Origin of the sequence: Acinetobacter sp. FDAARGOS_494 (assembly GCF_003812225.1) — a bacterium.
Taxonomy (GTDB): Bacteria; Pseudomonadota; Gammaproteobacteria; order Pseudomonadales; family Moraxellaceae; genus Acinetobacter; species Acinetobacter baumannii.
Genome location: NZ_CP033866.1, coordinates 1,692,510 through 1,719,357, shown reverse-complemented (window position 1 = coordinate 1,719,357; position 26,848 = coordinate 1,692,510). Strand labels below are relative to the sequence as shown.

The 26,848-nt window shown below is 41.2% G+C and carries 21 protein-coding genes, 2 tRNA genes, 3 rRNA genes and 1 pseudogene; 14 read left to right on the top strand and 13 right to left on the bottom strand.

Features of this window, described 5'->3' with window-relative positions:
- Nucleotides 1-297 precede the first annotated feature (297 nt).
- From EG365_RS08325 to EG365_RS08300, 6 genes are all read left to right on the top strand, one after another.
- A complete protein-coding gene (locus EG365_RS08325) occupies nt 298-1,266 on the top strand; it encodes a sulfonate ABC transporter substrate-binding protein (RefSeq protein ID WP_001173278.1) in 969 nt (322 codons plus the stop codon).
- Between the two features lie 71 nt (nt 1,267-1,337).
- Nucleotides 1,338-2,321: a sulfonate ABC transporter substrate-binding protein gene (locus EG365_RS08320; RefSeq protein WP_001164669.1), complete on the top strand. Its 984-nt coding sequence runs from the start codon at nt 1,338-1,340 to the stop codon at nt 2,319-2,321.
- Between the two features lie 26 nt (nt 2,322-2,347).
- Nucleotides 2,348-3,523, top strand: a complete 1,176-nt coding sequence (gene ssuD, locus EG365_RS08315) for an FMNH2-dependent alkanesulfonate monooxygenase (protein WP_000689552.1) — start codon at nt 2,348-2,350, stop codon at nt 3,521-3,523.
- A complete protein-coding gene (ssuC, locus tag EG365_RS08310; RefSeq protein ID WP_000031022.1) occupies nt 3,520-4,317 on the top strand; it encodes an aliphatic sulfonate ABC transporter permease SsuC in 798 nt (265 codons plus the stop codon). Before ssuD ends, ssuC begins: the two co-directional genes overlap by 4 nt.
- Nucleotides 4,318-4,330: 13 nt before the next feature.
- Entirely contained in the window at nt 4,331-5,131 is an 801-nt protein-coding gene (locus tag EG365_RS08305; protein WP_000183286.1) for an ABC transporter ATP-binding protein, read from the top strand.
- Nucleotides 5,132-5,391: 260 nt separating this feature from the next.
- Nucleotides 5,392-6,012, top strand: coding sequence for a TetR/AcrR family transcriptional regulator (locus EG365_RS08300; protein WP_001186827.1), 621 nt, complete (start codon nt 5,392-5,394; stop codon nt 6,010-6,012).
- A gap of 34 nt (nt 6,013-6,046) precedes the next feature.
- On the opposite strand, the gene EG365_RS08295 is transcribed toward EG365_RS08300, so the two are convergent.
- Nucleotides 6,047-6,613 (bottom strand): 5'-nucleosidase, encoded by a 567-nt coding sequence (locus EG365_RS08295; protein ID WP_001090743.1) that lies wholly within the window; start codon nt 6,611-6,613, stop codon nt 6,047-6,049.
- Between the two features lie 80 nt (nt 6,614-6,693).
- Nucleotides 6,694-7,827: a TDT family transporter gene (locus tag EG365_RS08290; RefSeq protein WP_000828377.1), complete on the bottom strand. Its 1,134-nt coding sequence runs from the start codon at nt 7,825-7,827 to the stop codon at nt 6,694-6,696.
- 208 nt (nt 7,828-8,035) lie between these two features.
- Between EG365_RS08290 and ribF the strand changes: the two genes are divergently transcribed.
- The 5 genes from ribF (at nt 8,036) to EG365_RS08265 (ending at nt 13,620) form a co-directional block, all read left to right on the top strand.
- Nucleotides 8,036-9,037 carry a bifunctional riboflavin kinase/FAD synthetase gene (gene ribF, locus EG365_RS08285; RefSeq protein ID WP_000771825.1) on the top strand — a complete coding sequence of 334 codons (1,002 nt, stop codon included), beginning with the start codon at nt 8,036-8,038 and terminating at the stop codon, nt 9,035-9,037.
- A 61-nt stretch (nt 9,038-9,098) separates the two neighbouring features.
- Nucleotides 9,099-11,936: an isoleucine--tRNA ligase gene (ileS, locus tag EG365_RS08280; RefSeq protein WP_001281045.1), complete on the top strand. Its 2,838-nt coding sequence runs from the start codon at nt 9,099-9,101 to the stop codon at nt 11,934-11,936.
- Entirely contained in the window at nt 11,929-12,459 is a 531-nt protein-coding gene (lspA, locus tag EG365_RS08275) for a signal peptidase II (protein WP_001133879.1), read from the top strand. Before ileS ends, lspA begins: the two co-directional genes overlap by 8 nt.
- Before the next feature lies 1 nt (nt 12,460).
- Nucleotides 12,461-12,943, top strand: coding sequence for an FKBP-type peptidyl-prolyl cis-trans isomerase (locus tag EG365_RS08270; RefSeq protein WP_000136002.1), 483 nt, complete (start codon nt 12,461-12,463; stop codon nt 12,941-12,943).
- A 134-nt stretch (nt 12,944-13,077) separates the two neighbouring features.
- A complete protein-coding gene (locus tag EG365_RS08265; protein WP_000964178.1) occupies nt 13,078-13,620 on the top strand; it encodes an NADPH-dependent FMN reductase in 543 nt (180 codons plus the stop codon).
- Nucleotides 13,621-13,665: 45 nt separating this feature from the next.
- Here the strand turns inward: EG365_RS08265 and EG365_RS08260 are convergent, their stop codons facing one another.
- The 8 genes from EG365_RS08260 to EG365_RS08225 form a co-directional block, all read right to left on the bottom strand.
- A complete protein-coding gene (locus tag EG365_RS08260) occupies nt 13,666-14,016 on the bottom strand; it encodes an ankyrin repeat domain-containing protein (protein WP_000353867.1) in 351 nt (116 codons plus the stop codon).
- 119 nt (nt 14,017-14,135) lie between these two features.
- A 5S ribosomal RNA gene (gene rrf / locus EG365_RS08255) occupies nt 14,136-14,250 on the bottom strand.
- Between the two features lie 185 nt (nt 14,251-14,435).
- Nucleotides 14,436-17,328 (bottom strand): 23S ribosomal RNA (locus EG365_RS08250).
- A 340-nt stretch (nt 17,329-17,668) separates the two neighbouring features.
- Nucleotides 17,669-17,744 (bottom strand) — tRNA-Ala (locus EG365_RS08245).
- Nucleotides 17,745-17,799: 55 nt separating this feature from the next.
- A tRNA-Ile gene (locus EG365_RS08240) sits at nt 17,800-17,876 on the bottom strand.
- Nucleotides 17,877-17,935: 59 nt separating this feature from the next.
- Nucleotides 17,936-19,472: ribosomal RNA gene (locus tag EG365_RS08235) — 16S ribosomal RNA — on the bottom strand.
- Together the 16S, 23S and 5S rRNA genes with 2 tRNA genes alongside form the textbook arrangement of a ribosomal RNA operon.
- A gap of 391 nt (nt 19,473-19,863) precedes the next feature.
- Complete coding sequence (locus tag EG365_RS08230) at nt 19,864-20,421, bottom strand: peptidylprolyl isomerase (protein ID WP_004644054.1); 558 nt, start codon at nt 20,419-20,421, stop codon at nt 19,864-19,866.
- Nucleotides 20,422-20,554: 133 nt separating this feature from the next.
- A complete protein-coding gene (locus EG365_RS08225; protein WP_000123588.1) occupies nt 20,555-21,625 on the bottom strand; it encodes an alpha/beta hydrolase in 1,071 nt (356 codons plus the stop codon).
- Nucleotides 21,626-21,835: 210 nt separating this feature from the next.
- Between EG365_RS08225 and EG365_RS08220 the strand changes: the two genes are divergently transcribed.
- A complete protein-coding gene (locus EG365_RS08220) occupies nt 21,836-22,162 on the top strand; it encodes a hypothetical protein (protein ID WP_001274777.1) in 327 nt (108 codons plus the stop codon).
- Nucleotides 22,163-22,335: 173 nt separating this feature from the next.
- Here the strand turns inward: EG365_RS08220 and EG365_RS08215 are convergent, their stop codons facing one another.
- The 3 genes from EG365_RS08215 to EG365_RS08205 form a co-directional block, all read right to left on the bottom strand.
- Nucleotides 22,336-22,566, bottom strand: a complete 231-nt coding sequence (locus EG365_RS08215) for a hypothetical protein (RefSeq protein WP_000733015.1) — start codon at nt 22,564-22,566, stop codon at nt 22,336-22,338.
- A gap of 157 nt (nt 22,567-22,723) precedes the next feature.
- Nucleotides 22,724-23,814, bottom strand: a protein-coding gene (locus EG365_RS08210) for an IS4-like element ISAba1 family transposase (protein WP_085940413.1) whose coding sequence is annotated in 2 segments (ribosomal slippage) — nt 22,724-23,274 and nt 23,274-23,814 — 1,092 coding nt in all. Because the reading frame shifts where the segments join, the coding sequence is not laid out codon by codon here.
- A 332-nt stretch (nt 23,815-24,146) separates the two neighbouring features.
- Nucleotides 24,147-25,013 carry an MBL fold metallo-hydrolase gene (locus tag EG365_RS08205; RefSeq protein ID WP_000765237.1) on the bottom strand — a complete coding sequence of 289 codons (867 nt, stop codon included), beginning with the start codon at nt 25,011-25,013 and terminating at the stop codon, nt 24,147-24,149.
- Between the two features lie 107 nt (nt 25,014-25,120).
- Here EG365_RS08205 and EG365_RS08200 point away from each other — a divergent pair.
- Nucleotides 25,121-26,049, top strand: a pseudogene (locus EG365_RS08200) (LysR family transcriptional regulator).
- A gap of 128 nt (nt 26,050-26,177) precedes the next feature.
- Nucleotides 26,178-26,732 carry a nucleotide exchange factor GrpE gene (grpE, locus tag EG365_RS08195; RefSeq protein ID WP_001262789.1) on the top strand — a complete coding sequence of 185 codons (555 nt, stop codon included), beginning with the start codon at nt 26,178-26,180 and terminating at the stop codon, nt 26,730-26,732.
- Nucleotides 26,733-26,848 lie beyond the last annotated feature (116 nt).

Below are 26,848 nucleotides of genomic sequence, written 5' to 3'. Positions count from 1 at the left end.
GCTTAGTCTAAAAAGTACAACCATAAAGGTAATTAATATATGGTTGTACTTTTTTTAAATCTTTAAATTTTTCTATTTTAATAATTTTTATTTTATTTACATATACTTAAATATCTTTTTATAAATATTATTCTGTTCAATAAATCATTTTTTTGCATAAGTTTATCGCCGAAAGTTTTTAGCTTTTTTTTGCATAAATAAAGACTGAATATTTATTTTTTACGAAATAAAAATCCCTTTAGGGTATCTGCTCATCCAATTATTTTTCTTTTTCTCTTTCGGGGAGCACGAAACCACATGGCACTTTTTAATTCCACTTCATGGGCAAAATATTCAGTCATTGCTGCCAGCCTTGCGGGAGTGATGATGCTAGGTGGTTGTGCCAAAAAAGAGGAGCACACCACGACAACTTTAAATATCGGCTATCAGAAATATGGCATCCTTCCTATTCTAAAAGCACGTGGTGACTTGGAAAAAGCGCTCAAAGATCAAGGCGTACAAGTGAAATGGGTCGAGTTTCCTGCGGGACCTCAATTACTTGAAGGCCTAAATGTAGGAAGTGTTTCGTTAGGCGAAGCAGGTGAAGCACCACCTATTTTTGCTCAAGCAGCCAATCCAAATTTAGTCTATGTCGCAAATCAACCTGCTGCACCAAAAGCAGAAGCGTTATTGGTACAAAAAGATTCTCCAATCCAGTCTATTAAAGACTTAAAAGGAAAACGTGTCGCACTGAATAAAGGTTCGAATGTTCACTACCTTTTATTGAAAGTCTTAGAAGCAAATCACTTGAGCTTAAGTGATATTCAACCTGTTTATTTACCACCATCAGATGCGCGTGCAGCCTTTGAAAAAGGAGCTGTCGACGCATGGGTGATTTGGGATCCGTTCTTTGCAGCAGCTGAACATCAGATTCAGGCCCGCGTTCTAGCAACAGGTGAAAACTTGGTAAGCAATCATCAGTTCTACTTAGCTGATCGTAAATTTGCAGAAAGTAATCCAAAAGTTCTGAACACTGTTGTACAAACGCTAAACCAGACAACTGAATGGGTTAGCACACACCAGGATGAGGCTGCTAAGCTACTCGAAAAACCTACGGCACTTGAATTTGATGTACTTAAAACATCCATTTCACGTATGGGTTTTGGAGTTCAGCCAATATCTGACAAGGTAGCCCAAGAACAACAATATGTAGCTGATGCCTTCTACGCGCAAAAGCTCATTCCCAACAAGCTCACCATTCAAGAAGCCATTTTAAAACTGAAATAAACCCTGCTTGGGCACAGCTTAAATAACGATATAAATGCTGTGCCTTGTGTTAAGGGAACAAGGATATCAATATGCAACATCAGTCATTATTTAATAAGAGTCAGTGGACTCAGTTAGTTAAGCGCTTTAGCGCGGTCGCTGTATTAGGTTTCACAATCGCAGCACCTGCTTGGGCAATTGACCCAACAGTGAAAGAACTTCGTATTGGTTTTCAAAAAAGTTCGATTAACTTCGCGATTGCCAAACAGCAAAAACTATTTGAACAAGAATTTCCAAATGCCAAAATCACTTGGAATGAGTTCCCCGCTGGCCCTCAAATTTTAGAAGCCTTAGCTGTTGGCTCACTCGATGTTGGCGTTACTGGAGACACGCCCCCGGTCTACGCTCAAGCCGCTGGCAAGCCTTTATATTACATTGCTTATGAAGCAGCCAAACCATTGGCCTCAGCAATTTTAGTTCCCAAGAACTCACAACTAAAACAGCTTAAGGACCTAAAAGGTAAACGTATTGCGCTACAGAAAGGTTCTAGCTCACATTACCTACTTGTACAGGCCGTACGTAAAGTAGGCTTAAAATGGAGCGACATTACCCCAATTTGGCTCACACCTGCCGATGCTCGCGCTGCATTCCAAAAGGGTGCTGTTGATGCATGGGCAATATGGGATCCGTACTACGCTTCAGCACAACTAGAAGACCAAGCTCGTGTTCTTGCATCTGGTAAAGGCCTAAGCCCGAACTATACCTTTTACTTAGCCGCTCCAAATTTTGTTAAGCAATATCCAAAAGCTGTTCCAGGACTCATCAAGCAGATCAATCAAGCTGACAAATGGGTCCAAAGCCATCAAGCAGAAACTGCAAGTGCGGTTGGCCAAAGTACAGGCCTAAAACCTGCGACCAGTGACTTATTTATTAAACGCCGTCCACGTCCGTCATCGGCAGCTCCACTTAACAGCAAAGTCATTGCTGAACAACAGCAGCTTGCAGACATCTTTACTCAACAAGGCATCATCCCTAAACCAATCAGCATTAAACAAGCTGTTTGGGGTGCCAAGTAATTTCAATAGATATATAGGTAATGCACATGAAAATTTTCTGGTTTATTCCTACCCACGGTGATAGTCGCTATTTAGGTACAAGTAAAGGCGCTCGTCAGGTTGACCATGCCTATATGAAGCAAATTGCTGTGGCAGTAGATAACTTGGGTTACGAAGGAGTACTTATTCCAACAGGTCGTTCATGTGAAGATCCTTGGATTACGGCGGCAAGCCTAATCGATGCAACTCAACACCTTAAGTTTTTAGTTGCATTACGTCCAGGGGTAACAACACCAGCGTTGGCAGCTCGTATGGCTGCAACATTTGACCGCTTGTCGAATGGTCGTGTTCTACTCAACTTAGTGACAGGTGGCGATGAAGCAGAACTACGTGGGGATGGTTTATATGAAGATCACTCAACGCGTTATCAAACAGCCAATGAATACGTAAAAATCTGGCGTGAAATTTTGACACGCTCACATACGGGTGAAGCTTTTACATTCCACGGTGAACGCTTACAAGTAGATGATGCAAAACTACTTTACCCACCTGTACAAAAGCCTTATCCACCACTTTGGTTCGGCGGTTCTTCAGATGTCGCTGTTGAACTCGCGGCTGAGCAAGTTGACACCTACCTGACTTGGGGTGAACCACCAGCAGCCGTGAAAGAAAAGATCGAACATGTCCGTGCCAAAGCTGAGGCTAAGGGCCGTAAATTAACTTATGGCATTCGTTTGCATGTCATTGTTCGTGAAACCAATGAACAAGCATGGGCAGCAGCTAACGAGCTTATCCAATATCTGGATGATGCAACTATTGCTGCAGCACAGAAAAAATTTGCACAAATGGACTCAGTGGGTCAGCAACGTATGGCGGCTCTACACGGCGGTAATCGAGACAAACTTGAAGTATCCCCAAATCTTTGGGCAGGTATCGGTCTAGTCCGCGGTGGTGCAGGTACAGCACTTGTCGGCGATCCTGAAACCGTTGCTGCACGTATTCAGGAATATGCGGATTTAGGTATCGATACCTTTATTTTCTCAGGCTATCCACACCTTGAAGAGTCAATCCGTTTTGCAGAGTTAGTATTCCCATTATTACCAATCGAGACCCGAGCTAAACTTGCTCAACCAAACTTAACCGGTCCATTCGGTGAAATCATTGCCAACAACTATGTTCCAGACGAGAAGAAACAAAATAGTTCCGTCAAGGAGCCTGCATGAGCAAAGATATAAATATTGTTTCACGTGGAACGAAACAAGTCGGGCAGCGTCTGCTGCCTTGGATTTTTCCGATTGTTCTATTGGTTGTCTGGCAAATTGCATCGAGTTCAGGGCTTTTAGAAAATCGTATTCTGCCGGCTCCTACGGCTGTCGTTTCTGCTTTTTGGCATCTACTCATTAGCGGCGAGCTTTGGCAACACGTTAAAGTCAGTGCAGGACGAGCCTTACTCGGACTATTTATTGGTGGTGGTTTAGGTTTGCTATTGGGTCTGCTCAATGGGTCTTCGCGTTTCGCCTCTACCCTGCTCGATACAACCTTGCAAATGATTCGTAACATCCCAGCATTAGCACTTATTCCACTGGTTATCTTGTGGTTCGGTATTGATGAAACAGCCAAATTATTTTTGGTGGCGGTCGGAGTCTTCTTCCCTATTTATATCAACACCTATCACGGTATCCGTTCAGTCGATCCACAATTAATTGAGATGGGTAAAAGCTATGGTCTTTCACGTTGGCAGCTTTACAAAGAAATTATTCTACCGGGTGCGATGCCCTCTATTTTAGTTGGTTTACGTTTTGCTTTAGGTCTGGTTTGGGTGTTGCTCATTGTAGCTGAGACTATTTCAGCACAAGCAGGTATTGGCTATATGACTATGAATGCACGAGAGTTTTTGCAAACTGATGTGGTTCTGGTCGGTATTCTTCTTTATGCCCTATTAGGCAAATTAGCCGATGTTCTAGCGCAACTTTTGGAACGTTATTTACTACGCTGGCATGCCGGTTATCAAAAATAAAGGAGCTTAAAATATGACAAATCTGAATTTAAATATTAATCAGAATGACGTAGAGCTCATTCCAGAAAACCATCCAGAGTCACAAGAACCTGTGGTAGGCGCAGAGATTCTGATTGAACAGCTTTATAAGTTTTATGGTGAAGTTAAAGTTCTTGAAGATCTTAACCTTCATATTCAACCGGGCGAATTTTTAGCTATTGTTGGTCGTAGTGGCTGCGGTAAAAGTACTTTATTGCGCTTAATTGCCCAACTTGAAAAAGCCAGTTTTGGAGAAATCAAATTTAAATCTGCCCGACATTTGCGTGAAGGTATTACTAACGATGACATACGGGTTATGTTTCAAGACCCCCGGTTACTTCCTTGGAGAAATATTCTTCAAAACGTGCAACTTGGGCTACCAAAATCGCAACATGCTTTGGCAGAAGAATTATTAGAAAAAGTAGGTTTAAAAGAAAAAGCGGGACAATGGCCTTCACAGCTCTCAGGTGGTCAACGACAACGTACTGCCCTAGCCCGTGCGTTATCTCATACTCCCCGTATTTTATTGTTAGATGAACCTTTGGGTGCATTAGACGCGTTAACTCGTCTTGAGATGCAAAGCTTGATTGAACGTTTATGGAAAGAGCAAGGTTTTACTGCCATTTTAGTTACACACGATGTAAGTGAAGCAGTGCAACTGGCTGACCGCATTATATTGTTAGATAAAGGTCAGATTGCTCAAAGTTTTCAAGTTAATTTGCCGCGTCCACGGAAAAAGAGCATTACTTTTGCTCAGCTTGAACAACAAGTACTCGATGCCGTTTTAGCCACTTAAGGTTGAGATGAGTAATGAGAACCATTCAACCGAAAAATGCCCAATTAACGAGCAATAAAACTGATGATTTATTGCTCTTTTTTAGGGCGAAGATTAAAAAATATTTTTAAGAATAACAATAAACTAGTGAATCTCTCTATTTTTTGCACAATAGTATATCTATTGCTCAAATAACTATCCGTTTTTTCACTAAAAAAGTGAGACACCTGTGCACAAATCAAACGATTTACCTTACAATGGGAACACTATCTTTTTAATTTATGCAGCAAATGGAACAAAAGAAGAGTACCCAAAAGCGCAATCAGCTTCTTGCTGCCGCCCTTGATGTGTTTTCACTATATGGGTTCAGTGGCGCAAGTCTGGATGAAATTGCCCAACTCGCTGACATGCATAAGTCGAATATTTTCTATTACTATGAAAATAAAGAGTCTTTATATGTGGAAGTGCTGACCACAGTTTTACAAAAATGGCTAGCTCCCTTACAAACCTTAGAAGCTGAGTTAGAACCAGCCGAAGCCTTGTCTCATTATTTAATTCAAAAAATCGAACTTTCTCGTAGCCAACCAAAAGCTTCGCGACTATTTGCTTTAGAAATTATTCAAGGGGCACCGCATATTTTGCCTATACTGAAAGGGCCCTTGAAAAAGCTATTTAAGCGCAAAGCTAAGGTCATTCAAACTTGGCAAGAGCAAGGAAAAATTTCACCGGATATCGACCCGGAACTTTTAATTCTCAATATTTGGGGTCTTACGCAAAATTATGCCGATTTTGCAACTCAAATGGAAATGGTAACCGGGAAAACGCTTCGTAACCGCAGTATGTTCCAGCGTTCGATTGAGCATACGGTACATATGATGCTCTACGGTGTATTACCTCGCTAAAATAAAAAAGATCGGCAAATTTGCCGATCTTTTTTTAGAAATGATTTTGATAAAGTGCTAAAAGCTTTTGTGCACCCAATAATAAGTTTTCTTCCCAATCCAAATGAGCCGTATCATCTGCTCCATCAGTAATATATTTCACCGAAATTAAACGTACACCTAACTTGTGGCAAACTTTTGCTAACGCATAACCTTCCATATCGACTACATCACAAGCGACCTTCGGCTGACCCGTTTCAAATGAGTCCCCTGTCCCACAAATTCCTTTTGGTAAATCCGCAAAATGCGTTTGGAGATGAATTTCAGCCGCCAAGTGGTCATCTAACGGCGTTACCCCAACTTCAAATCCTAAAGGTGAAACGTCCATATCGCGTTGTACAAAAGTTTTTATTTCTACTAAATCGTGCCGATTAAAAGATGAACTTCCTGCTGTACCTAAGTTAATTAAAGTTTTACAGCCTGTTTTTTGAATAACTTCAAACGCTTTAAAAGCAGCGTTGATCTTACCAATACCACTGTAATGGACTTCGATACCTGCTTGCTCGAATAAACCTTTAGACTCGTTGGGAAGTGCCATAATTAAAGCGGTATCTGTGTTCATTCAAAAAGCTCAAATCAGAATTAACAAAATTAGAAAGTAAGTATAAATCAGGTGCAAAAGCTTTTTGCACCTTTTCACCTTTACTGCATTCTTTGTTGTAAAGCCACCAAACATGGAGAGAAGAATAGCTTGCCACTGTATGCTCCGGCTAAGGTTTTCTTCATTACCCCGCTCCACATCACTAATAATAAAATACTGAATGCCACAGCGACGTATTGTAAAAATACAACTTCAATCTGATGACCTAAATTAAATAAAGCCAAAATAAACACACCAAATGGGAAGGTTAAGCCCCACCAACCCAAGTTAAATGGAATACCTGTCTTTGCATGACGAAGTGTTGTTAAAATCGCAAGGCCAAGCCACCATAACCCAAAGCCTAAAAGTACCAGACTACCCACAACGCCCAAGGCTTGAAATACATGGGCCAACTCAGGAAAGCCAACATTTACAAATACTCTTTGTGCCTGCTCACCTAGCAACAATAGGCCTAAAGCACCTGTCCCAATCGGGCCTAAAGAAAGCCAGCTAGAAATCGCGACTTCTTTTTCTGGTAACTGATGCAAAGCCATACGCAACATTAAAATCGTTAAAATGGCAAATGCAGGTAAAACAGAGATTCCCCAAAGTACGTAACCCGCTAACAATAAATGAAAGCTATGCACATCTGTTGGTAAATGTGCAACCAACATGCCCGCAGAACTTGCTGCGACTTCACAAGCAACTACAGGTAACAACCAAATTGCAGTCATGGTATGTAGCTGATGATTCTGACGGCTAAACATACAAAATGGTACGATCCATGCAATTGCTAGTGCTAAAAAAACGTCGATGTACCACAAAGCTTGGGCGATATGAACTGCCACTTCGCCGTAAAGTCCGATTCCGAAGCTTAAAAAGCCATTTAGTATGGTTGCAAGCCCCATCGGTATAGCACCTAAAAACAAGCTCATATTTGGATGATTAAATATTTGCTTCGCTTCATGCGGGAAGAGTAACCACCGCAATAAATAGAGAACTGAAAAAACACTAAATAGAACAATATTAAATTGCCATAACAGCGTAGCCAGCATAAATAAAAATGATTTGGCAAATGGAAGCTGAATTAAAATCATACTGACCACGCCAGTACCCATAGTTGCTGTAAACCAATTTGGGGTAAAATGCCGTATAACATCTTTACTTTGATTTAATTGGTAAAAGGGTCTTTTCATCTTAAGTCTCTAATCAAAGAGTGGATGAGGCTATAGTAGGATAAATTAATAATAAGAAAAATTGATTTATTTTTATTTAATTCATCATTTTTTTAGATATAGAAAGTATTCGTATTGAAAAATACCTGAGTAAAAACACAACAACAAGACGAATCTGTGAGATTATGGCAATATATAGCCCTTGCAAAAATAGCCATATTTTAAGTTCATGAAACTGCTTCGTCTTAATGCGTTATCGCCCAATTTCCAGTTACCACAAACAGCGGTAACTATTGGTAATTTTGATGGTGTCCATTTAGGTCACCAAGCGATGATTGCTCAACTCAAAAAAATTGCTGCAGCACAAGGCTTAAAAACATTGGTCATGATTTTTGAGCCCCAACCGCTTGAGTTCTTTAAAGGCTACGATGCCCCACCTCGTATTAATTCATTACGGGAAAAAGTTGAATATCTAGCTGAACTTGGGGTGGATTACATCGCGGTTGCCAAGTTTGACCAGCATTTCCGTAGCATGAGTGCTTCTGAGTTTGCAGATTTATTAAAAGACAAATTAAATGCTCAAGCTTTAGTTTTAGGAGATGACTTTCATTTCGGCAAAGACCGTCAAGGCAATAGCGAATTTTTAAAGAATTACGGCTTTCAAGTCACAAATTTACATACGATTGAACTCGAAGGTGAACGCGTCAGTTCAACCCGTATTCGCCAAGTGCTTCAAGTGGGTAATCTCGCTTTAGCAGCTAAATTATTAGGCCGTCCGTACAGTATTACCGGTCGTGTTCAATATGGTGACCAAATTGGACGAACTTTAGATTTCCCAACGATTAATGTTCGTCTCAACCGTCATAAGCCTTGTTTAAATGGTATTTATGGCGTTGAAGTCATTTGCGAAACAACTTCGCTAACTCAAAAAGTGCTTCAGGATAATCCTGAAAAGCCCGGAATTGCCGGATATCATGAAAACAGCCTCTATGGTGCAGGTCATGTCGGTACTCGTCCAGCCATTCAGCAAGAACATCCAGAGTGGAGATTAGAAGTACATTTCCCTGATGTTTCTGCTAATCTGTATGGCTTATTTATGCGGGTGACTTTTCTTCACTATCTTCATGGTGAATTGAACTACCCTTCGCTTGAAGCACTTAAGGCAGGAATTGATAATGACGTGCAGCAATTACGACAATATCGTAACGACACGACACAATTTCCTTTTTAATTCGAATTTTGATTGTAAAACATGTCGGCTCCCAAGCTGATTAAACTGGAAGACAACTTGCATGAGCGATAAGCAAACTACTGAAAATGCAGTGGACTACAAAGCCACGCTAAACCTGCCGGATACTCAATTTGCAATGAAAGCAAATTTGGCAGTACGTGAAGTGAAATGGTTAGAAGAGTGGTATACCGACAACATTTATCAGCAGATTCGTGCATCGCGTATTGGCAAGAAAAAATATATTTTGCATGATGGCCCTCCATATGCGAACGGTACAATTCACTTGGGCCATGCGGTTAACAAAGTACTTAAGGACATCATCGTAAAAAGCCGTACTTTGGCAGGTTTCGATGCGCCATATGTACCAGGTTGGGACTGTCACGGTTTGCCAATCGAACTAAAAGTTGAAGAAAAAGTAGGTAAAGTGAGTGAAAAAGTTGATGCAGTCACTTTCCGTAAACATTGCCGTGAATATGCGCTAAAGCAAATTGATTTGCAGCGTACAGACTTTAAACGTCTTGGTATTTTAGGTGACTGGGATAATCCTTACCTCACCATGAACTACAAACAAGAAGCCGATATCGTTCGTGCTTTAGGTTTAATCCAAAAAAATGGCCATATCCAGCCGGGCTTAAAGCCAGTGAACTGGTGTATGGACTGTGGCTCAGCACTTGCTGAAGCTGAAGTTGAATACGAAGATAAAAAATCAGACGCAATTGACGTTGGTTTTGGCGTTGTAGATTTAAAAGATTTAAGCGCTCGTGTAAATGTAGACGTTCAAGATCCAACTGATATCGTGATCTGGACCACTACACCTTGGACGTTACCAGCGAACCAAGCAGTTGCATTGCATGCCGAAATTGAATATCAATTGGTACAAGTGACTACTGAACGTGGTAAGCAAAACTTTATTCTTGCTAAAGACTTAGTTGTTTCTGCAATTGAGCGTTACAAGCTTGAAAACCCAGTTGTTTTAGCTGACTTTACTGGTTCAGCTCTTGAGAACCTTACCCTACAACATCCTTTACTTACCGATCGCCAAGTTCCGGTAATTTTAGGTGAACACGTTATCGCAACAAGCGGTACAGGTGCTGTACACACTGCTCCTGGCCACGGTGCAGATGACTATAAAGTAGGTCTTCAATACAACCTTAAAGTTGAAAACCCAGTGGGTGGTAACGGTGTTTACTTACCAACCGCACCAATCTTTGCTGGCGAGCACATCTATAAAGCCAATCCAAAGATTATTGAAGCTTTAGGTGCTGTAGGTCGCTTATGGGCTCATCAACCGATTAAACACAGCTACCCACACTGCTGGCGTCATAAGACTCCAATTATTTTCCGTGCTACACCACAATGGTTTATCAGCATGGATCAAAAAGGTTTACGTGACGGTGCACTTAATGCCATTGAAAACGATATCGAGTTTGTACCGAACTGGGGTAAAAACCGTATTGAATCAATGATCGAAGGCCGTCCGGACTGGTGTATCTCACGTCAACGTACTTGGGGTGTACCAATTCCTTTCTTCGTTCATAAAGATACGAACGAATTGCACCCTCGTACGCCTGAGCTCATCGAAGAAGTTGCCAAACTTATCGAGAAAGAAGGTATTGATGCATGGTTTAACCGTGATGCGAAAGACTTCATTGGTGAAGATGCTGAACAGTACAATGCTGTTCGCGATACGCTTGATGTATGGTTTGACTCTGGTACAACGCATTACGCTGTACTTGAGCAACGCGACGAATTAGAAAGTCCTGCTGACTTATATTTAGAAGGTTCAGACCAACACCGTGGTTGGTTCCAATCTTCTTTATTAACGTCTATGGCAATTCACAATCGTGCGCCATATAAAGCCTTGTTAACTCATGGTTTTACAGTTGATGAAAATGGCCGTAAATTGTCGAAATCTTTAGGCAACTATATTCCGCTTGAAGAAATCATCAAACAACTTGGTGCCGATGGTTTACGTTTATATGTAGCATCTAGCGACTATCGCTATGAAATTGCAGCATCGAAAGAAATCTTTAGCCGTGTAAGTGATAGCTACCGTCGTATTCGTAATACGCTACGCTTCTTACTTGCAAACTTAAATGGTTTCAAACCAAGTACAGATGCTCTGGCAGTAGATGATCTTATTGCTCTTGATCAATACATCTTGCAACGTGCTAATGAAGTACAACAGACCATTATCGCGGCCTATGAAGAAATGAACTTCCACGTCGTGTGTAGTGCGTTAACAAGCTTCTGTATTAATGACTTAGGTGGTTTCTATCTAGACATCATCAAAGACCGTCAATACACCACTAAGGCTGACTCACAAGCACGTCGTTCCGCACAAACAGCGCTTTACCATATCGTACAAGCATTTGTTCGCTGGATGAGCCCGATTCTAAGCTTCACAGCTCAAGAAGCGTGGCCACTTATTCCTGAACAAACTGACAAGTATGTATTTACAGCTGAATGGTATGACCTACCTGTTTCATCAAAAGCAAACTTGCTTTCTGAAGCAGATTGGCAAACATTGATTAGCGTAAAATCTGCAGTAAATAAACAGATTGAAGCAGCTCGTAACGCTAAACTTGTCGGTAGTAATCTTTCAGCCAAAGTTGAACTTTGGGCAAATGAATCATTACAAACAGTTTTAAACCAACTGGCTGATGAACTCCGTTTTGTTCTTATTACTTCGCAAGTAGTAGTACATCCATTTGCTGAACAAGGTGAAGCAACTGAAATGGAAGGCTTACGTGTACAAGTATCTGCAGCTGAAGGTGAAAAATGTGCACGTTGCTGGCATGTCCTTCCTGATGTAAATACACATGCCGATCATCCTGGTTTATGTGGTCGTTGTATTGTGAACGTCACTGGTCGTGGCGAAGTGAGAAAATATGCCTAATTCACAAGCTAAAAAAGGCTTATTCCAGTTTTATCCTCACAACCTCATTTGGCTTGGACTTTCTGTCCTTGCCATTGTGTTGGATCAATGGACAAAATGGATTGCAAGTACACATCTGAACTACGCAGATCCTGTACCTGTACTTCCATTTTTAAACTGGACACTATTACATAATTATGGTGCAGCTTTTAGCTTTTTATCTGATGCTGGAGGATGGCAACGCTATTTCTTCACATCTTTGGCAGGCTTAGTTTCAATACTTTTTGTATTTTGGTTGCTACGTATGCCTAAAAAAATGGTGGTGCTACCTGTAGCTATCGCTTTAATTTTAGGTGGAGCCCTTGGTAATCTAATTGACCGTATTACTTTAGGGTATGTGGTCGATTTTATTCATGTTTATTACCAAAATCATCACTTTCCAGCTTTTAATATTGCGGACAGTGCCATTACTCTAGGTACCATTTTGCTACTCATCGACACATTCTTCCTTGAGAAGCAAAGACCTAAAAATTCGGATGCATAATATGACCGAAATTATTCAACCTAATGAAGAAATTCGTATTACTGACGGTTCTAAAGTTGACCTACACTTTTCTGTTGCTATTGAAAATGGCGTAGAAATTGACAATACACGTAGCCGTGAAGAACCTGTTAGCTTAACTATTGGCGACGGTAACTTGTTACCAGGCTTTGAGAAAGCGCTTCTTGGCTTACGTGCAGGCGATCGACGTACAGTACATCTACCACCAGAAGATGCTTTTGGCCCGTGGAATCCTGAAAATATACAAACTTTTGATACGGTTAAATTCGAACAACGACCTATTCCTGGTCACATGATCGAGTTTGAAGATAAAGCAAAAGCAACTTTATTTGGTGTTGTGAAGTCAGTAAATGATGATATTACTGAAATTGATTTCAACCATCCTCTAGCCGGCAAAAATATTACTTTTGAAGTAGAAATATTTAAAGTGACTCCAGCTGGTCAGCAAGGCATTAAGATCATGTAAAAAAAGCCCTCGATTGAGGGCTTTTTTTATTATTTAACTTTTATTGATGACATAAGAATCCTTACAAATTCTATATTCTCACGCACCTATATAATGAATTAAGTTATAAAGATAAAAATCCTTAGGAAAAACATATGCTGGTCTATATTATCGTCGGAAGTGTTCGCGAAGGGCGCACAGCTATTAAAATTGCCAATTGGTTAGAAACAACAATACCCTCATTTAATCTAAAAGATTTTCAAACAGAAGTAATTGATTTAAAAGAATGGAATCTACCCTTATTTTCAGGTTCTCACCCACCTGCTACAGGTATTTATGATCAACCTAAACAACAAGAATGGGCTGATAAAATTGCCCAAGCTGATGCATTTATCTTTATTAGCCCAGAATATAACCACGGTTATAGCCCAGCTTTAAAAAATGCACTAGACTATGTTGGTAAGGAATGGAGCGGTAAACCAGCAGCATTTATAGGTTATGGCTCAACAAATGGTTCTCGTTCTATTAGCCAAATACGCCAAGTCACTTCAAGTTTAAGTATTGTTGACCCCAATGCTGTAATAGAAATTCGGGATATATTTAAGCGTAATAAAGATGAAAAATTCGAAGCCAATGAGTTTGAAGTAAAAGGGCTTCAATCAATTGTTGAGAAACTACAGAAATATCATTTGTCTTAAATTGAATAAAAAGCCTCCTTTTTAAATAAAAGGGGCTTTTTAATTTTATAAACTTTTTAAATAATTCACTATGTCAGTATTACCCGCCATTTCTGCAAGCTGTAGTGCTGTATATTCGCTTTTATAAGTGACATGCGCCCCTTTTTCAACTAAGAGCTTCACTATCTCTAAATGATCATTCTCAGCCGCTGCTTGTAGAGCAGTATACCCTTCATCATCAGTCTGATTAGGGTCTTCTCCATCTATTAATAATTGTTTTACTTGCTCTAGATCACCTAAAGATGCCCAATAAATCAGTTCTGGAAGAGAGAGTTCTTCATCGTCTTCAGGTATGGGAGAGAAAGAATTAATTTTCACGGGGACACCAAAAATAAAAAACTTCCTCATTATATCCATAGAATCGAGTAAGCATCCAAAAATGATTTGTAGTTCTATATTTAAATAATTCTTTATTGATTGCTTTCTTGATATAAAAAAACACCCCCAACCACTGGTTGGGGGTGTTTAGAATAATGAGCTGGCGATGACTTACTCTCACATGGGTAATCCCACACTACCATCAGCGCTAAGAGGTTTCACTTCTGAGTTCGGGAAGGGATCAGGTGGTTCACTCTTGCTATGGTCGCCAGCACAACTGTTTATGGATACTTGCTTAGGTCTTACTTGATGCCGAAGCGTTTTCCAAATCTGTAACAGACTGGGCTGAATTGAATCTTACTTTATCTGTTCATTTTAGCTAGAGGTATAACTAAATCAAGTTGTCTTGCATACTTAAGAATCGATTGATGCTTCATATACAACTGCTTGGGTGTTGTATAGTCAAGCCTCACGAGCAATTAGTATTGGTCAGCTTCACATATCACTATGCTTCCACATCCAACCTATCAACGTCCTAGTCTCGAACGGCTCTTTAGAGGACATAAAGTCCTAGGGAAATCTTATCTTGAGGTAGGCTTCCCGCTTAGATGCTTTCAGCGGTTATCCCTTCCGAACATAGCTACCCGGCGATGCGACTGGCGTCACAACCGGTACACCAGAGGTTCGTCCACTCTGGTCCTCTCGTACTAGGAGCAGATCCTCTCAAATTTCCAGCGCCCACGGTAGATAGGGACCGAACTGTCTCACGACGTTCTAAACCCAGCTCGCGTACCTCTTTAAATGGCGAACAGCCATACCCTTGGGACCTGCTTCAGCCCCAGGATGAGATGAGCCGACATCGAGGTGCCAAACACCGCCGTCGATATGAACTCTTGGGCGGTATCAGCCTGTTATCCCCAGAGTACCTTTTATCCGTTGAGCGATGGCCCTTCCATACAGAACCACCGGATCACTAAGACCTACTTTCGTACCTGCTCGACTTGTGGGTCTCGCAGTTAAGCGCGCTTTTGCCTTTATACTCTACGCGTGATTTCCGACCACGCTGAGCGCACCTTCGTACTCCTCCGTTACTCTTTAGGAGGAGACCGCCCCAGTCAAACTACCCACCAGACACGGTCCTCGTCCCGGATCACGGGACAGAGTTAGAACCTCAACATTACCAGGGTGGTATTTCAAGGACGGCTCCACTGGAACTAGCGTTCCAGCTTCAAAGCCTCCCACCTATCCTACACAAGTAAGGTCAAAGTTCAGTGTCAAGCTGCAGTAAAGGTTCACGGGGTCTTTCCGTCTAGCCGCGGGTACACTGCATCTTCACAGCGATTTCGATTTCACTGAGCCTCTGCTGGAGACAGCGCCGCCATCATTATGCCATTCGTGCAGGTCGGAACTTACCCGACAAGGAATTTCGCTACCTTAGGACCGTTATAGTTACGGCCGCCGTTTACTGGGGCTTCGATCAAGAGCTTCGCTTACGCTAACCCCATCAATTAACCTTCCAGCACCGGGCAGGCATCACACCCTATACGTCCACTTTCGTGTTTGCAGAGTGCTATGTTTTTAATAAACAGTTGCAGCGGCCTGGTTTCTGCGGCTGTCGTCAGCTCAGGAAGCGAGTTCCATCACCAACAACAGCGTACCTTCTCCCGAAGTTACGGTACCATTTTGCCTAGTTCCTTCAGCAGAGTTCTCTCAAGCGCCTTGGTCTACTCGACCTGACCACCTGTGTCGGTTTCGGGTACGATTCCTGTGTAACTGAAGCTTAGAGACTTTTCCTGGAAGCATGGCATCAACCACTTCGCTGTACAAGTACAGCTTGCTATCAGATCTCAGCATAGAGTACCCCGGATTTGCCTAAGATACATGCCTACATCCTTTCACCTGGACAACCAACGCCAGGCTGATTTAGCCTTCTCCGTCCTCTCATCGCATTACACAGAAGTAATGGAATATTAACCATTTTCCCATCGACTACGCCTTTCGGCCTCGCCTTAGGGGTCGACTCACCCAGCCCCGATTAACGTTGGACTGGAACCCTTGGTCTTTCGGCGAACGGGTTTTTCACCCGTTTTGTCGTTACTCACGTCAGCATTCGCACTTCTGATACCTCCAGCATGCTTCTCAACACACCTTCATCGGCTTACAGAACGCTCCCCTACCACGTATACAAAGTATACATCCGCAGCTTCGGCACATAGTTTTAGCCCCGTTACATCTTCCGCGCAGGCCGACTCGACTAGTGAGCTATTACGCTTTCTTTAAAGGGTGGCTGCTTCTAAGCCAACCTCCTAGCTGTCTATGCCTTCCCACATCGTTTCCCACTTAACTATGATTTTGGGGCCTTAGCTGGCGGTCTGGATTGTTTTCCTCTTGACTACGGACGTTAGCACCCGCAGTCTGTCTCCCGGATAGTACTCATAGGTATTCGGAGTTTGCATCGGTTTGGTAAGTCGGGATGACCCCCTAGCCGAAACAGTGCTCTACCCCCTATGGTATTCGTCCGAGGCGCTACCTAAATAGCTTTCGGGGAGAACCAGCTATCACCAGGCTTGATTAGCCTTTCACCCCTATCCACAAGTCATCCCCTGGCTTTTCAACGACAGTGGGTTCGGTCCTCCAGTTAGTGTTACCCAACCTTCAACCTGCTCATGGATAGATCGCCTGGTTTCGGGTCTATACCCAGCAACTAAACGCCCTATTAAGACTCGATTTCTCTACGGCTCCCCTATACGGTTAACCTCGCTACTGAATATAAGTCGCTGACCCATTATACAAAAGGTACGCAGTCACACCACGAAGGTGCTCCCACTGCTTGTATGCATGCGGTTTCAGGATCTATTTCACTCCCCTCACAGGGGTTCTTTTCGCCTTTCCCTCACGGTACTGGTTCACTATCGGTCAGTCAGGAGTATTTAGCCTTGGAGGATGGTCCCCCCATATTCAGACAAGGTTTCACGTGCCTCGCCCTACTCGTCATCATTATGTGTGCCCTTTCGTGTACGGGAATATCACCCTCTACGTTCGCACTTCCCAGAGCGTTCCACTAAAACACACATAACTTAATGGGCTGATCCCCGTTCGCTCGCCGCTACTGAGGGAATCTCAATTGATTTCTTTTCCTAAGGGTACTGAGATGTTTCACTTCCCCTCGTTCGCCTTGCAACACTATGTATTCATGTTGCAATACCTACCTTAAAGTAGGTGGGTTCCCCCATTCAGACATCTCCGGATCAAAGGATATTTGCCGCCTCCCCGGAGCTTTTCGCAGGCTATCACGTCTTTCATCGCCTCTGACTGCCAAGGCATCCACCACATGCACTTAATTACTTGACTATACAACCCCAAACAGTCGATGTTACCTACAAGTTAGTAACTTCAACATTTCAGTTTAGAGCACTGTGCACTTAAGCACTGTACAGCTTCAATCTAAATTCACATACCAAAACGCTTGATTCAGTTAATTTGCTAGTTCTCAATTCATCTAGATTAATTGCTTAACCTAAACTCTTGAGTGAACAATTTATTTCAGACTCAATTTTGCCAATCTGTTAATGAGTTAATGTGTCTTCGTCAGATCACACTAATTACCGTGATAATGAAATCACAGAAGTTAATAAACCAAGATCTTAATCTTTATTTACTAATTTCTGTAATCCGAACTTATCTTAAGTTCTGGTGGAGACTAGGAGAGTCGAACTCCTGACCTCCTGCGTGCAAAGCAGGCGCTCTACCAACTAAGCTAAGTCCCCAGCTTACATCATCAATCATGTATCTTTTATCTATAACTTCAACCAGTCAAAGTCATGGTGGGTCTGACAAGACTTGAACTTGTGACCCCACGCTTATCAAGCGTGTGCTCTAACCAACTGAGCTACAGACCCTCAGATACATCTATGAAGAACAACTTGTTGTGGATTCTTACCAATCGTCAATCTTTCGTTAAGGAGGTGATCCAGCCGCAGGTTCCCCTACGGCTACCTTGTTACGACTTCACCCCAGTCATCGGCCACACCGTGGTAACCGCCCTCTTTGCAGTTAGGCTAGCTACTTCTGGTGCAACAAACTCCCATGGTGTGACGGGCGGTGTGTACAAGGCCCGGGAACGTATTCACCGCGGCATTCTGATCCGCGATTACTAGCGATTCCGACTTCATGGAGTCGAGTTGCAGACTCCAATCCGGACTACGATCGGCTTTTTGAGATTAGCATCACATCGCTGTGTAGCAACCCTTTGTACCGACCATTGTAGCACGTGTGTAGCCCTGGCCGTAAGGGCCATGATGACTTGACGTCGTCCCCGCCTTCCTCCAGTTTGTCACTGGCAGTATCCTTAAAGTTCCCATCCGAAATGCTGGCAAGTAAGGAAAAGGGTTGCGCTCGTTGCGGGACTTAACCCAACATCTCACGACACGAGCTGACGACAGCCATGCAGCACCTGTATCTAGATTCCCGAAGGCACCAATCCATCTCTGGAAAGTTTCTAGTATGTCAAGGCCAGGTAAGGTTCTTCGCGTTGCATCGAATTAAACCACATGCTCCACCGCTTGTGCGGGCCCCCGTCAATTCATTTGAGTTTTAGTCTTGCGACCGTACTCCCCAGGCGGTCTACTTATCGCGTTAGCTGCGCCACTAAAGCCTCAAAGGCCCCAACGGCTAGTAGACATCGTTTACGGCATGGACTACCAGGGTATCTAATCCTGTTTGCTCCCCATGCTTTCGTACCTCAGCGTCAGTATTAGGCCAGATGGCTGCCTTCGCCATCGGTATTCCTCCAGATCTCTACGCATTTCACCGCTACACCTGGAATTCTACCATCCTCTCCCATACTCTAGCTCACCAGTATCGAATGCAATTCCCAAGTTAAGCTCGGGGATTTCACATCCGACTTAATAAGCCGCCTACGCACGCTTTACGCCCAGTAAATCCGATTAACGCTCGCACCCTCTGTATTACCGCGGCTGCTGGCACAGAGTTAGCCGGTGCTTATTCTGCGAGTAACGTCCACTATCCCTAGGTATTAACTAGAGTAGCCTCCTCCTCGCTTAAAGTGCTTTACAACCATAAGGCCTTCTTCACACACGCGGCATGGCTGGATCAGGGTTCCCCCCATTGTCCAATATTCCCCACTGCTGCCTCCCGTAGGAGTCTGGGCCGTGTCTCAGTCCCAGTGTGGCGGATCATCCTCTCAGACCCGCTACAGATCGTCGCCTTGGTAGGCCTTTACCCCACCAACTAGCTAATCCGACTTAGGCTCATCTATTAGCGCAAGGTCCGAAGATCCCCTGCTTTCTCCCGTAGGACGTATGCGGTATTAGCATCCCTTTCGAGATGTTGTCCCCCACTAATAGGCAGATTCCTAAGCATTACTCACCCGTCCGCCGCTAGGTCCGGTAGCAAGCTACCTTCCCCCGCTCGACTTGCATGTGTTAAGCCTGCCGCCAGCGTTCAATCTGAGCCATGATCAAACTCTTCAGTTAAAATCATTTTGCACCTTATTTATAGACAAGGTACCAATTCTGGCTCATCAATTACTGACTTAAATTTCGCTCAAATAAACTTCGAGTAATTTAAACCAATCAATCAATGAAAATTATTTCGATTAATCAATCAGTAAAAATCCACACAAGTTGTTCTTCAATTCTCTTAATGATTTTTCTGCTCCTCATCAGAGACAGAATTCAACGCAATACAAAACCTTCATCTTAACCCTGTAAGCTAAGATATTCTCGTGTATCGCGTCGGGATGAGTGCATTATAGGGAAAAAAAACCAGTACGCAAGCACTTTTATAAATATGCGCGCTCGACCGGTTCTTTTTCAGCCAAATAAAATTTTAAAAATAATTAAATAGCTGATTTATATGGTTAATTTATTTTTGAGATTTTTTGATTTTTATATCTACTATCTTTATAGGCTGTTTTGGTACGTTTTGATGCATGCCATAGTTTGATGTAGGAGCCTGAACAATACGGACAACTACATCCATTCCTTTGACCACTTTACCAAAAACAGCATATCCGGGATTTCCTGGTGAACGGTTAAGAAAGTTATTGTCTGCAACGTTTATAAAAAACTGGCTAGTTGCTGAATCAGGATTTGAAGTACGGGCCATCGCCAAAGTACCTCGTGTATTTGCAATACCATTTCCTGCTTCGTTTTTAATAGGTGCTCGTGTTGTCTTTTCCTGCATGTTCGCAGTCATTCCGCCACCTTGAGCCATAAATCCTGGAATGACACGGTGAAAGATGGTCTCTTTATAAAAACCAGATTTTACATAGCCTTTAAAGTTATTCACACTCATTGGTGCTTTATCATCGTATAACTCTATTTCGATGTTGCCTAAATTTGTTTGCATCTCAACTAAGGTATTCGCCCACACTGAGTGACTACTTACTCCTAAACACAACAACATTAGTAATTTTTTCATATTGCCCTACAACAACTTTATAAATAATTAACCGTTAAATCTAATCGCCTACGGCAAACAATTCTAGTGAGTATTTATTAATAGCTTTTATATTAATCCACGTTCCACGTGAAACATGGATTAATCAGCTTACTTAACTATTTTTATCCCAAAACTTTCTAAAGTTTTTACTAATTTCGATCATATAACGTTTTGCTTTTCTAGAAATCGGAGTCAGGTTAATAAAGCCATGGGTCTGATCCGGAAATTCTTCATAATGCATTTTCACGCCATTTTGTCTTAACTTATGACTATATATTTTAGCTTCATCATGTAAGACATCATGCCCCGCTGTAATCACAAAAGCGGGCGGGTTTTTCTTTAGATTGCCATAGGTAGGTGAAATTATTGGATCATCAAGTTCTACATTATGATGCGTTGCATAATATTGTGTGACATAGTCAATATCAGTATTTGTTAAGACTAACCCTTCGTTATAAGCGTAAAATGAAGGATGTCTGCTTTTGAAGTCGACTGTAGGATAAATCAATAATTGTGCCTGTGGAGCATAAGCTTTATTTACTGATCTTTGCGCTACAACAGTACTAATATTTCCGCCAGCGCTATCCCCTGCGACAGCAATTCTACTTTTTAATATTTTTAATTGTCTGCGGTTTTGATAAACCCAAGCTAATGCATCTTCACACGATTGAATTAAATGTTGTGGTGAAACTTCAGGTGCTAAAGGATAGTCGATACTGAGCACCTGTACTTTTGCATATTTTGCTAATAAGCGACAGACCTCATCATGAGTATCCAAACCACCTACCACAAAACCACCTCCATGATAGAACACGATCAATGGCAATTTTTTATTAGGGGCAGGATGATAATGCCTAGCAAAGATAGTCCCGCTTTGTAGGGGTAAGCGGATATCTTCTACTAACTCAATATCAGTTGGTTTTTGGCGTATGGCCTGCATTTGTGCATCGAATGCTCTTCTTGATTCAATTGGGTCTGAACCAATAAATCCCACTCTCCCCTGTTTAATTTGCACAGCCATCATGCATTTCGTAAATGAATCGAGATCTGGATATTGATAAGAGTATCCTAAAATTTTAGCGAGAGACTCTTGAGCTAGTCTAGGTAACCTATCAAGTGCTCGAGCGGCAGGACCTTGCCCCTTATCTAGCAATGTTTGAATTTTTTGATTAAATGCTGTCATGCCTGTCTCCTTGAATCCCTCTTATCCTTCATATTTTCTACAGAATTCTTTGTTGTTTGACTATATTCGCATACAACTCATGCAATCAAGATACAAAGGTAAAAACCAATCTACGCTAATCTGATTTATAGCAAATGTCATTAACAAATCTGTCGTTTAAAACAGGACTTTTTTGCCAATTATTGTTAACAGACAAAAAGAGGTACTGCTATGTCAGCAAAACTAGTTGTTACTTTGTTAGCAACCAGTCTTTTAACTGTAGGCTGTGTTGCTTATACAGATGATCCTTATTATCGCGGTGGTTATGGTTACCATGATCATGACGACGATCGTTATGACCGTAACGATGGACGTCGATATAGTGAGTGGGAACGCAAACGTTGGGAAGAGCGTAAAAGATTATATGAACAACAACGCAAAGATATTCGCGAACAGGAAAAGGATCGTCGTGAATGGGAAAAACGACACCGTAAATGGGAGAAGAAACGCTTAGAAGACCGAGATCATGATCATAGAGATTATCGTCATGATGACTAAACATACTACTTCTATATAAAAAGCCCCAAAGCAATAAGTCTCTTGGGGCTTTTTTGAGGAATATAAATTCTCTCTAATTTATAGAAAAATGAGTAGCAGCTCATTTCATATATGTATCGGCATCTTGAACATATACGTTCTATAAACTCATATCTCTTATTTTTAGCAGCAAATTACTGAGCAGTTGCAGAACCTGAAACTGAACCAGAAGCGCCAGCATCAACTTGACCTGGTTGAGCTTGACCAGAAACACCTGCATCTACACCAACACCAGCTTGTACGCCAGATGGGCTAGCACTTGTTTGAGCAGAACCAGAAGCATTTAAACCAGCTTCTGATGCACAACCAACAGCTGTAAATGCAACACCAGCAAGTACTACAGAGATAAGACCTAATTTTTTCATGATAGCTTTCCTTTCATTACGACAAACATTTAAATGCAAAGTTCATCTTCGCGCTGCCTATAATTCACAATTTTTTTTCTCAACGTGCGTATCATTGGTTGTCTTTTGTAGTAATAGCGGTACAAATTCTGCAATTTTTCTCTGTACACGACAAATTTCACAGAACCCTTATCCTATCAGGGTTCTGCCTTCTTAAAATTGCCAAAATTTCCTTAAACTCTTCTTTTTTCCCAAAACCAATTAAACGCTGAATCGCCATTTGAACATAGTCTAAACCATAGCGAAATAAACTCATTGAGAGTCGTCCATGCTTCTTTATTTTTATCGCTTTTTTTTGATCATGTTGCCATTCACCCGTTAAGTAACACCAACAGAAGCTTATAGCTAACACCGCAATCAATTTTTTCACTCGTCTAGGGTCTGTCAAGCGCGTATTTTCAAGATTAAACCCGCGTCCTTTGAGACAACTGAATAAGGTTTCAATTTCCCAGCGTAATGCATAATCCTGAATAGCATTGGCATTAAACTGAGGAGAAACGACGAGTAAAAGCTCTCCATTTTCTAACTGTAGTGCACTTATATATAGTTTCACCCGACCAACCAAAATCCGTCGTTTACGACATTCAATTTGACCAACTTTAAGATGGCGAAATAAATCACTAATTTTATGATTCTTTCCTAAATGATTGGTGACAATGAAGTTTTTTTAACACGAATGCAGAAGTTGATGTCTTGTTCAATTAACCATGTAAACCACTGCTCACCGATAAACTCTCTGTCTGCGAACACATTCACAATACGGTCTTTACCAAAAATGGCTATAAAGCGTTGAATCAAAGCAATACGCTCTTTCGTATCTGAATTTCCACGTTTATTAAGCAATGTCCAAAGGATAGGTATCGCTATTCCACGATAAACGATTGCGAGCATCAGGATATTAATATTTCGTTTTCCCCATTTCCAATTGGTTCTATCTAAAGTCAGTTGCACTTGGTCGAATGAAAACATATTGAAAATCAACTGAGAAATTTGACGATAATCAAAATACTGACCTGCAAAGAAGCGCTGCATACGTCGATAAAATGATTGTGGTAAGCACTTGATGGGCAAGGCTTTAGATGCAGAAGAAAGATTACATGTTTGCTTTAAAATAATCACAAGCATGATGAGCGCAAAGCACTTTAAATGTGACTTGTTCCATTTTAGATATTTGTTTAAGATAAGATATAACTCATTGAGATGTGTCATAGTATTCGTCGTTAGAAAACAATTATTATGACATTATTTCAATGAGTTATCTATTTTTATCGTGTACAGAGGCAATTTTTTATTAAAATTACTTTCTTAAATCAACTATATTATTTTATAAATGAAACTATAGATAAGCACTTGTTTAATTTTATCAATTTTTTATTTTTTCTCTATTTGATAGATATATTCAAAATATTTCCCTTTATAGAAACGCAATATAAGTTGCGTAGATTGTTACAGAGCTTTTTGACTTTTAAAATCGATTTTTCTGTAAGAAAGCCGTGAATTGTCACGGCTTTCTTGAAAGTTAATATGGCTTAAACGCTAGATTATGGCCACTGCATTTCACCTTTTACCACTTTAGCACCGAGCTCTAAGCTATCAACACTTTGAAGCGTTGGGTATTGCTTCTGCATGAGCTTGCTCAGCTCAGTAGCATTTTTAGTTGCTTTAGCTGCTTTTTCATAACTATTTAAATAGCTAATTGAAAAGTTAACAGCATCTAAACCTTGTGGAGTTCCCTCAACCATATGAGCAGGTACAACAATTTTAGGTTGGAGTGCTTTGATGCTTTCTAAAGATTGAATGACTTCCACACGATCTTTGGTTTTAGGTGTATCTGCCATCCATAAATGAATACCTGAAGATACCGGAATCCCCCCCACAACTGCTTTTGCAGAAGGAACCCATAAATAAGTAAGTTCTTTTTTACCTTTAATCTCGATTGACTCATTCTCAAGTTTTAAAGTTTTAGCAGTGTAAGCTTGAGGCACAATAATCTGGCTAGGTGCATTTGCACCCATTTGTGGCCCCCAATATTTAACTTTAAGCGCTTGAGTATCCTGAATATGCTTTACTGTTTCCGGCGTAGCAATGATCTGTACATTCGGGAAATACTGTTTAAATACATCTAAGCCGAAATAATAGTCCGGGTCGCCATAGCTTACGAAAATAGTTTTTAATGTTTTACCGCTATCGAGAATATTTGCAGCAATACGTAATGCTTCAGATTTTGAGAATTGTGCATTAACCAGTAAAACTTCTTTGTTGCCTTCTATTAAGGTTGAGGTGACACCAAAGTGCTCTGGTTTAGCCAGAAAACTCTGAATTTTCAGATCTTGAGCAAGAGCTGACTGAGCCATAGTTAATGCCGTAGCAGTAGCAAGTGCGGAAGCGGATAATTTAAATAATTTCATTAGGTATTCTCCTGTTTCATGAAGAACACTTTAAATTGCAATTTATGTAAGATAAACGCACTAATTTAAGATAAACTGTTGCATATATTGTAATAATAGCTAGACATATGGATACTTTAAAAGCCATTCAGGTCTTTGTTTCTATTGCACAACACGGTAATTTAACTAAAGCCGCAGAGCATCTTAATTATTCTCGTGCAATGGTTTCGCGTTATCTTGAGCACCTTGAACATACGTTCTCAACTCGACTATTTCAGAGAAATACCCGAAAAATATCTCTTACACCCGCAGGTGAAAAAGCCCTGCTCTACTGCGAAAATATTTTACAGCAGCAACAACTTTTACAAGAACTCGCAGCACCTGAACAACACAACGGTACAATCCGTTTTACATGCGGATTATTTCTATTTGAACTTGGGGTTGCGGAATGTATTCGGCAATTTAAGAGACAGCATCCTCATATTCAGTTTGATGTGTACCTGACTGAAAGCACGATGGATCTTATAGATGCACAAGTGGACTTGGCACTACGCATTACTCAAAAAGTCGCAGATGGTTTAATTGCACGGCCAGTTTGTCAAATCGAATCCGTTTTCTGTGCTCATCCTGATTATTTAAAACAGCACAGTCCCCTACTCCATCCTCGTCAACTCATTCAACATGAATGTATTGCACATCATAGCCAACATCAATTCTGGACACTTTTTGATAATGAGCAACAACCTCAGAACTATCCTCTAAATGTCACTTTTAAAAGTAATGATGTGAATGCACTTTACGATATGTGCTTACATGCACAGGGAGTCGCAATGTTGCCTACATTATTAGTTGAGAAAGATTTAAAAGAAAAACGCTTAAAAGCTTTATTTAAAAATTTTACGGCCCCCGAGTTAAGTTTGTCGGTCGTGTATGCTTCTAGACAACATTTACCCCGAATCACTCAAGAATTTATAGCTTTTATGATCGAAAATTTAGATTTTTACTTAAAACCGCAAAATTAAAAGCTTTAAATTGCCGTGTACGCTTGAATTTTTAGGCAATGCCCATACTTCATCCCTATTAATGAATTACAGCATATGCATGGCAGTTCAGGTTTTACACAGTAAATACTGATGCCAAAAAGGACTGTACATGTTTAAAAACCCATTTAAACGGAGATCATCAATGGCTAATGAGCAAAACGAGCAAGCTCAAGACATTCAAAATGAGCAAGTTGAGCAATCTAACGAGCAAACTCAGGCTGAAGGTGTAGAGCAAGCAAACGACGTTACCGTTGAATCTTTACAAGCGCAAATCACTAAACTAGAAGAAAATCTTAAGCTTGAAAAAGCTCGTACTGCCAATGCAGTTTACGAAGCACAAAAAAGTGTAGAGCGTATTCAGCGTGAGTCTGAGAAGCATAAAGAGACTGTGCTTGAGAAATTTGCAAAAGAATTGTTGGACTCTGTCGATAATTTAGAACGCGCAATTCAGGCAGCTGGCGATGAAGAAACGCCTGTACTTGAAGGTGTTAAGTTAACCTTAAAGTCACTTTTAACGACTCTTGAGAAATTTGGCGTTGTAGAAGCTGATACTCAAAATGGTTTCAACGCAGATTTACACCAAGCTGTTGGCATTGATCCAAATGCAAAAGCAAATGAAATCGGTACCGTTTTACAAAAAGGCTATACCTTAAATGGCCGCTTATTGCGCCCTGCTATGGTTATGGTTGGTCAATAAAATGAGCAAAAGCAAAGCATCTCTTTGCTAAAAGCCCAAGAATTTGAGAGTTTTTTGATTTTTTTTCATAAAAATGCTTGAAAAAAACCGATTGACTCTCATATCGAATAACAAGC

Excerpts from the sequence above, each read along its gene's own strand:
- EG365_RS08325 (WP_001173278.1), top strand. The coding sequence starts at position 298 with ATGGCACTTTTTAATTCCACTTCATGGGCAAAATATTCAGTCATTGCT.
- EG365_RS08320 (WP_001164669.1), top strand. The coding sequence starts at position 1,338 with ATGCAACATCAGTCATTATTTAATAAGAGTCAGTGGACTCAGTTAGTT.
- ssuD (WP_000689552.1), top strand. The coding sequence starts at position 2,348 with ATGAAAATTTTCTGGTTTATTCCTACCCACGGTGATAGTCGCTATTTA.
- ssuC (WP_000031022.1), top strand. The coding sequence starts at position 3,520 with ATGAGCAAAGATATAAATATTGTTTCACGTGGAACGAAACAAGTCGGG.
- EG365_RS08305 (WP_000183286.1), top strand. The coding sequence starts at position 4,331 with ATGACAAATCTGAATTTAAATATTAATCAGAATGACGTAGAGCTCATT.
- EG365_RS08300 (WP_001186827.1), top strand. The coding sequence starts at position 5,392 with ATGCAGCAAATGGAACAAAAGAAGAGTACCCAAAAGCGCAATCAGCTT.
- EG365_RS08295 (WP_001090743.1), bottom strand. The coding sequence starts at position 6,613 with ATGAACACAGATACCGCTTTAATTATGGCACTTCCCAACGAGTCTAAA.
- EG365_RS08290 (WP_000828377.1), bottom strand. The coding sequence starts at position 7,827 with ATGAAAAGACCCTTTTACCAATTAAATCAAAGTAAAGATGTTATACGG.
- ribF (WP_000771825.1), top strand. The coding sequence starts at position 8,036 with ATGAAACTGCTTCGTCTTAATGCGTTATCGCCCAATTTCCAGTTACCA.
- ileS (WP_001281045.1), top strand. The coding sequence starts at position 9,099 with ATGAGCGATAAGCAAACTACTGAAAATGCAGTGGACTACAAAGCCACG.
- lspA (WP_001133879.1), top strand. The coding sequence starts at position 11,929 with ATGCCTAATTCACAAGCTAAAAAAGGCTTATTCCAGTTTTATCCTCAC.
- EG365_RS08270 (WP_000136002.1), top strand. The coding sequence starts at position 12,461 with ATGACCGAAATTATTCAACCTAATGAAGAAATTCGTATTACTGACGGT.
- EG365_RS08265 (WP_000964178.1), top strand. The coding sequence starts at position 13,078 with ATGCTGGTCTATATTATCGTCGGAAGTGTTCGCGAAGGGCGCACAGCT.
- EG365_RS08260 (WP_000353867.1), bottom strand. The coding sequence starts at position 14,016 with ATGGATATAATGAGGAAGTTTTTTATTTTTGGTGTCCCCGTGAAAATT.
- EG365_RS08230 (WP_004644054.1), bottom strand. The coding sequence starts at position 20,421 with ATGAAAAAATTACTAATGTTGTTGTGTTTAGGAGTAAGTAGTCACTCA.
- EG365_RS08225 (WP_000123588.1), bottom strand. The coding sequence starts at position 21,625 with ATGACAGCATTTAATCAAAAAATTCAAACATTGCTAGATAAGGGGCAA.
- EG365_RS08220 (WP_001274777.1), top strand. The coding sequence starts at position 21,836 with ATGTCAGCAAAACTAGTTGTTACTTTGTTAGCAACCAGTCTTTTAACT.
- EG365_RS08215 (WP_000733015.1), bottom strand. The coding sequence starts at position 22,566 with ATGAAAAAATTAGGTCTTATCTCTGTAGTACTTGCTGGTGTTGCATTT.
- EG365_RS08205 (WP_000765237.1), bottom strand. The coding sequence starts at position 25,013 with ATGAAATTATTTAAATTATCCGCTTCCGCACTTGCTACTGCTACGGCA.
- grpE (WP_001262789.1), top strand. The coding sequence starts at position 26,178 with ATGGCTAATGAGCAAAACGAGCAAGCTCAAGACATTCAAAATGAGCAA.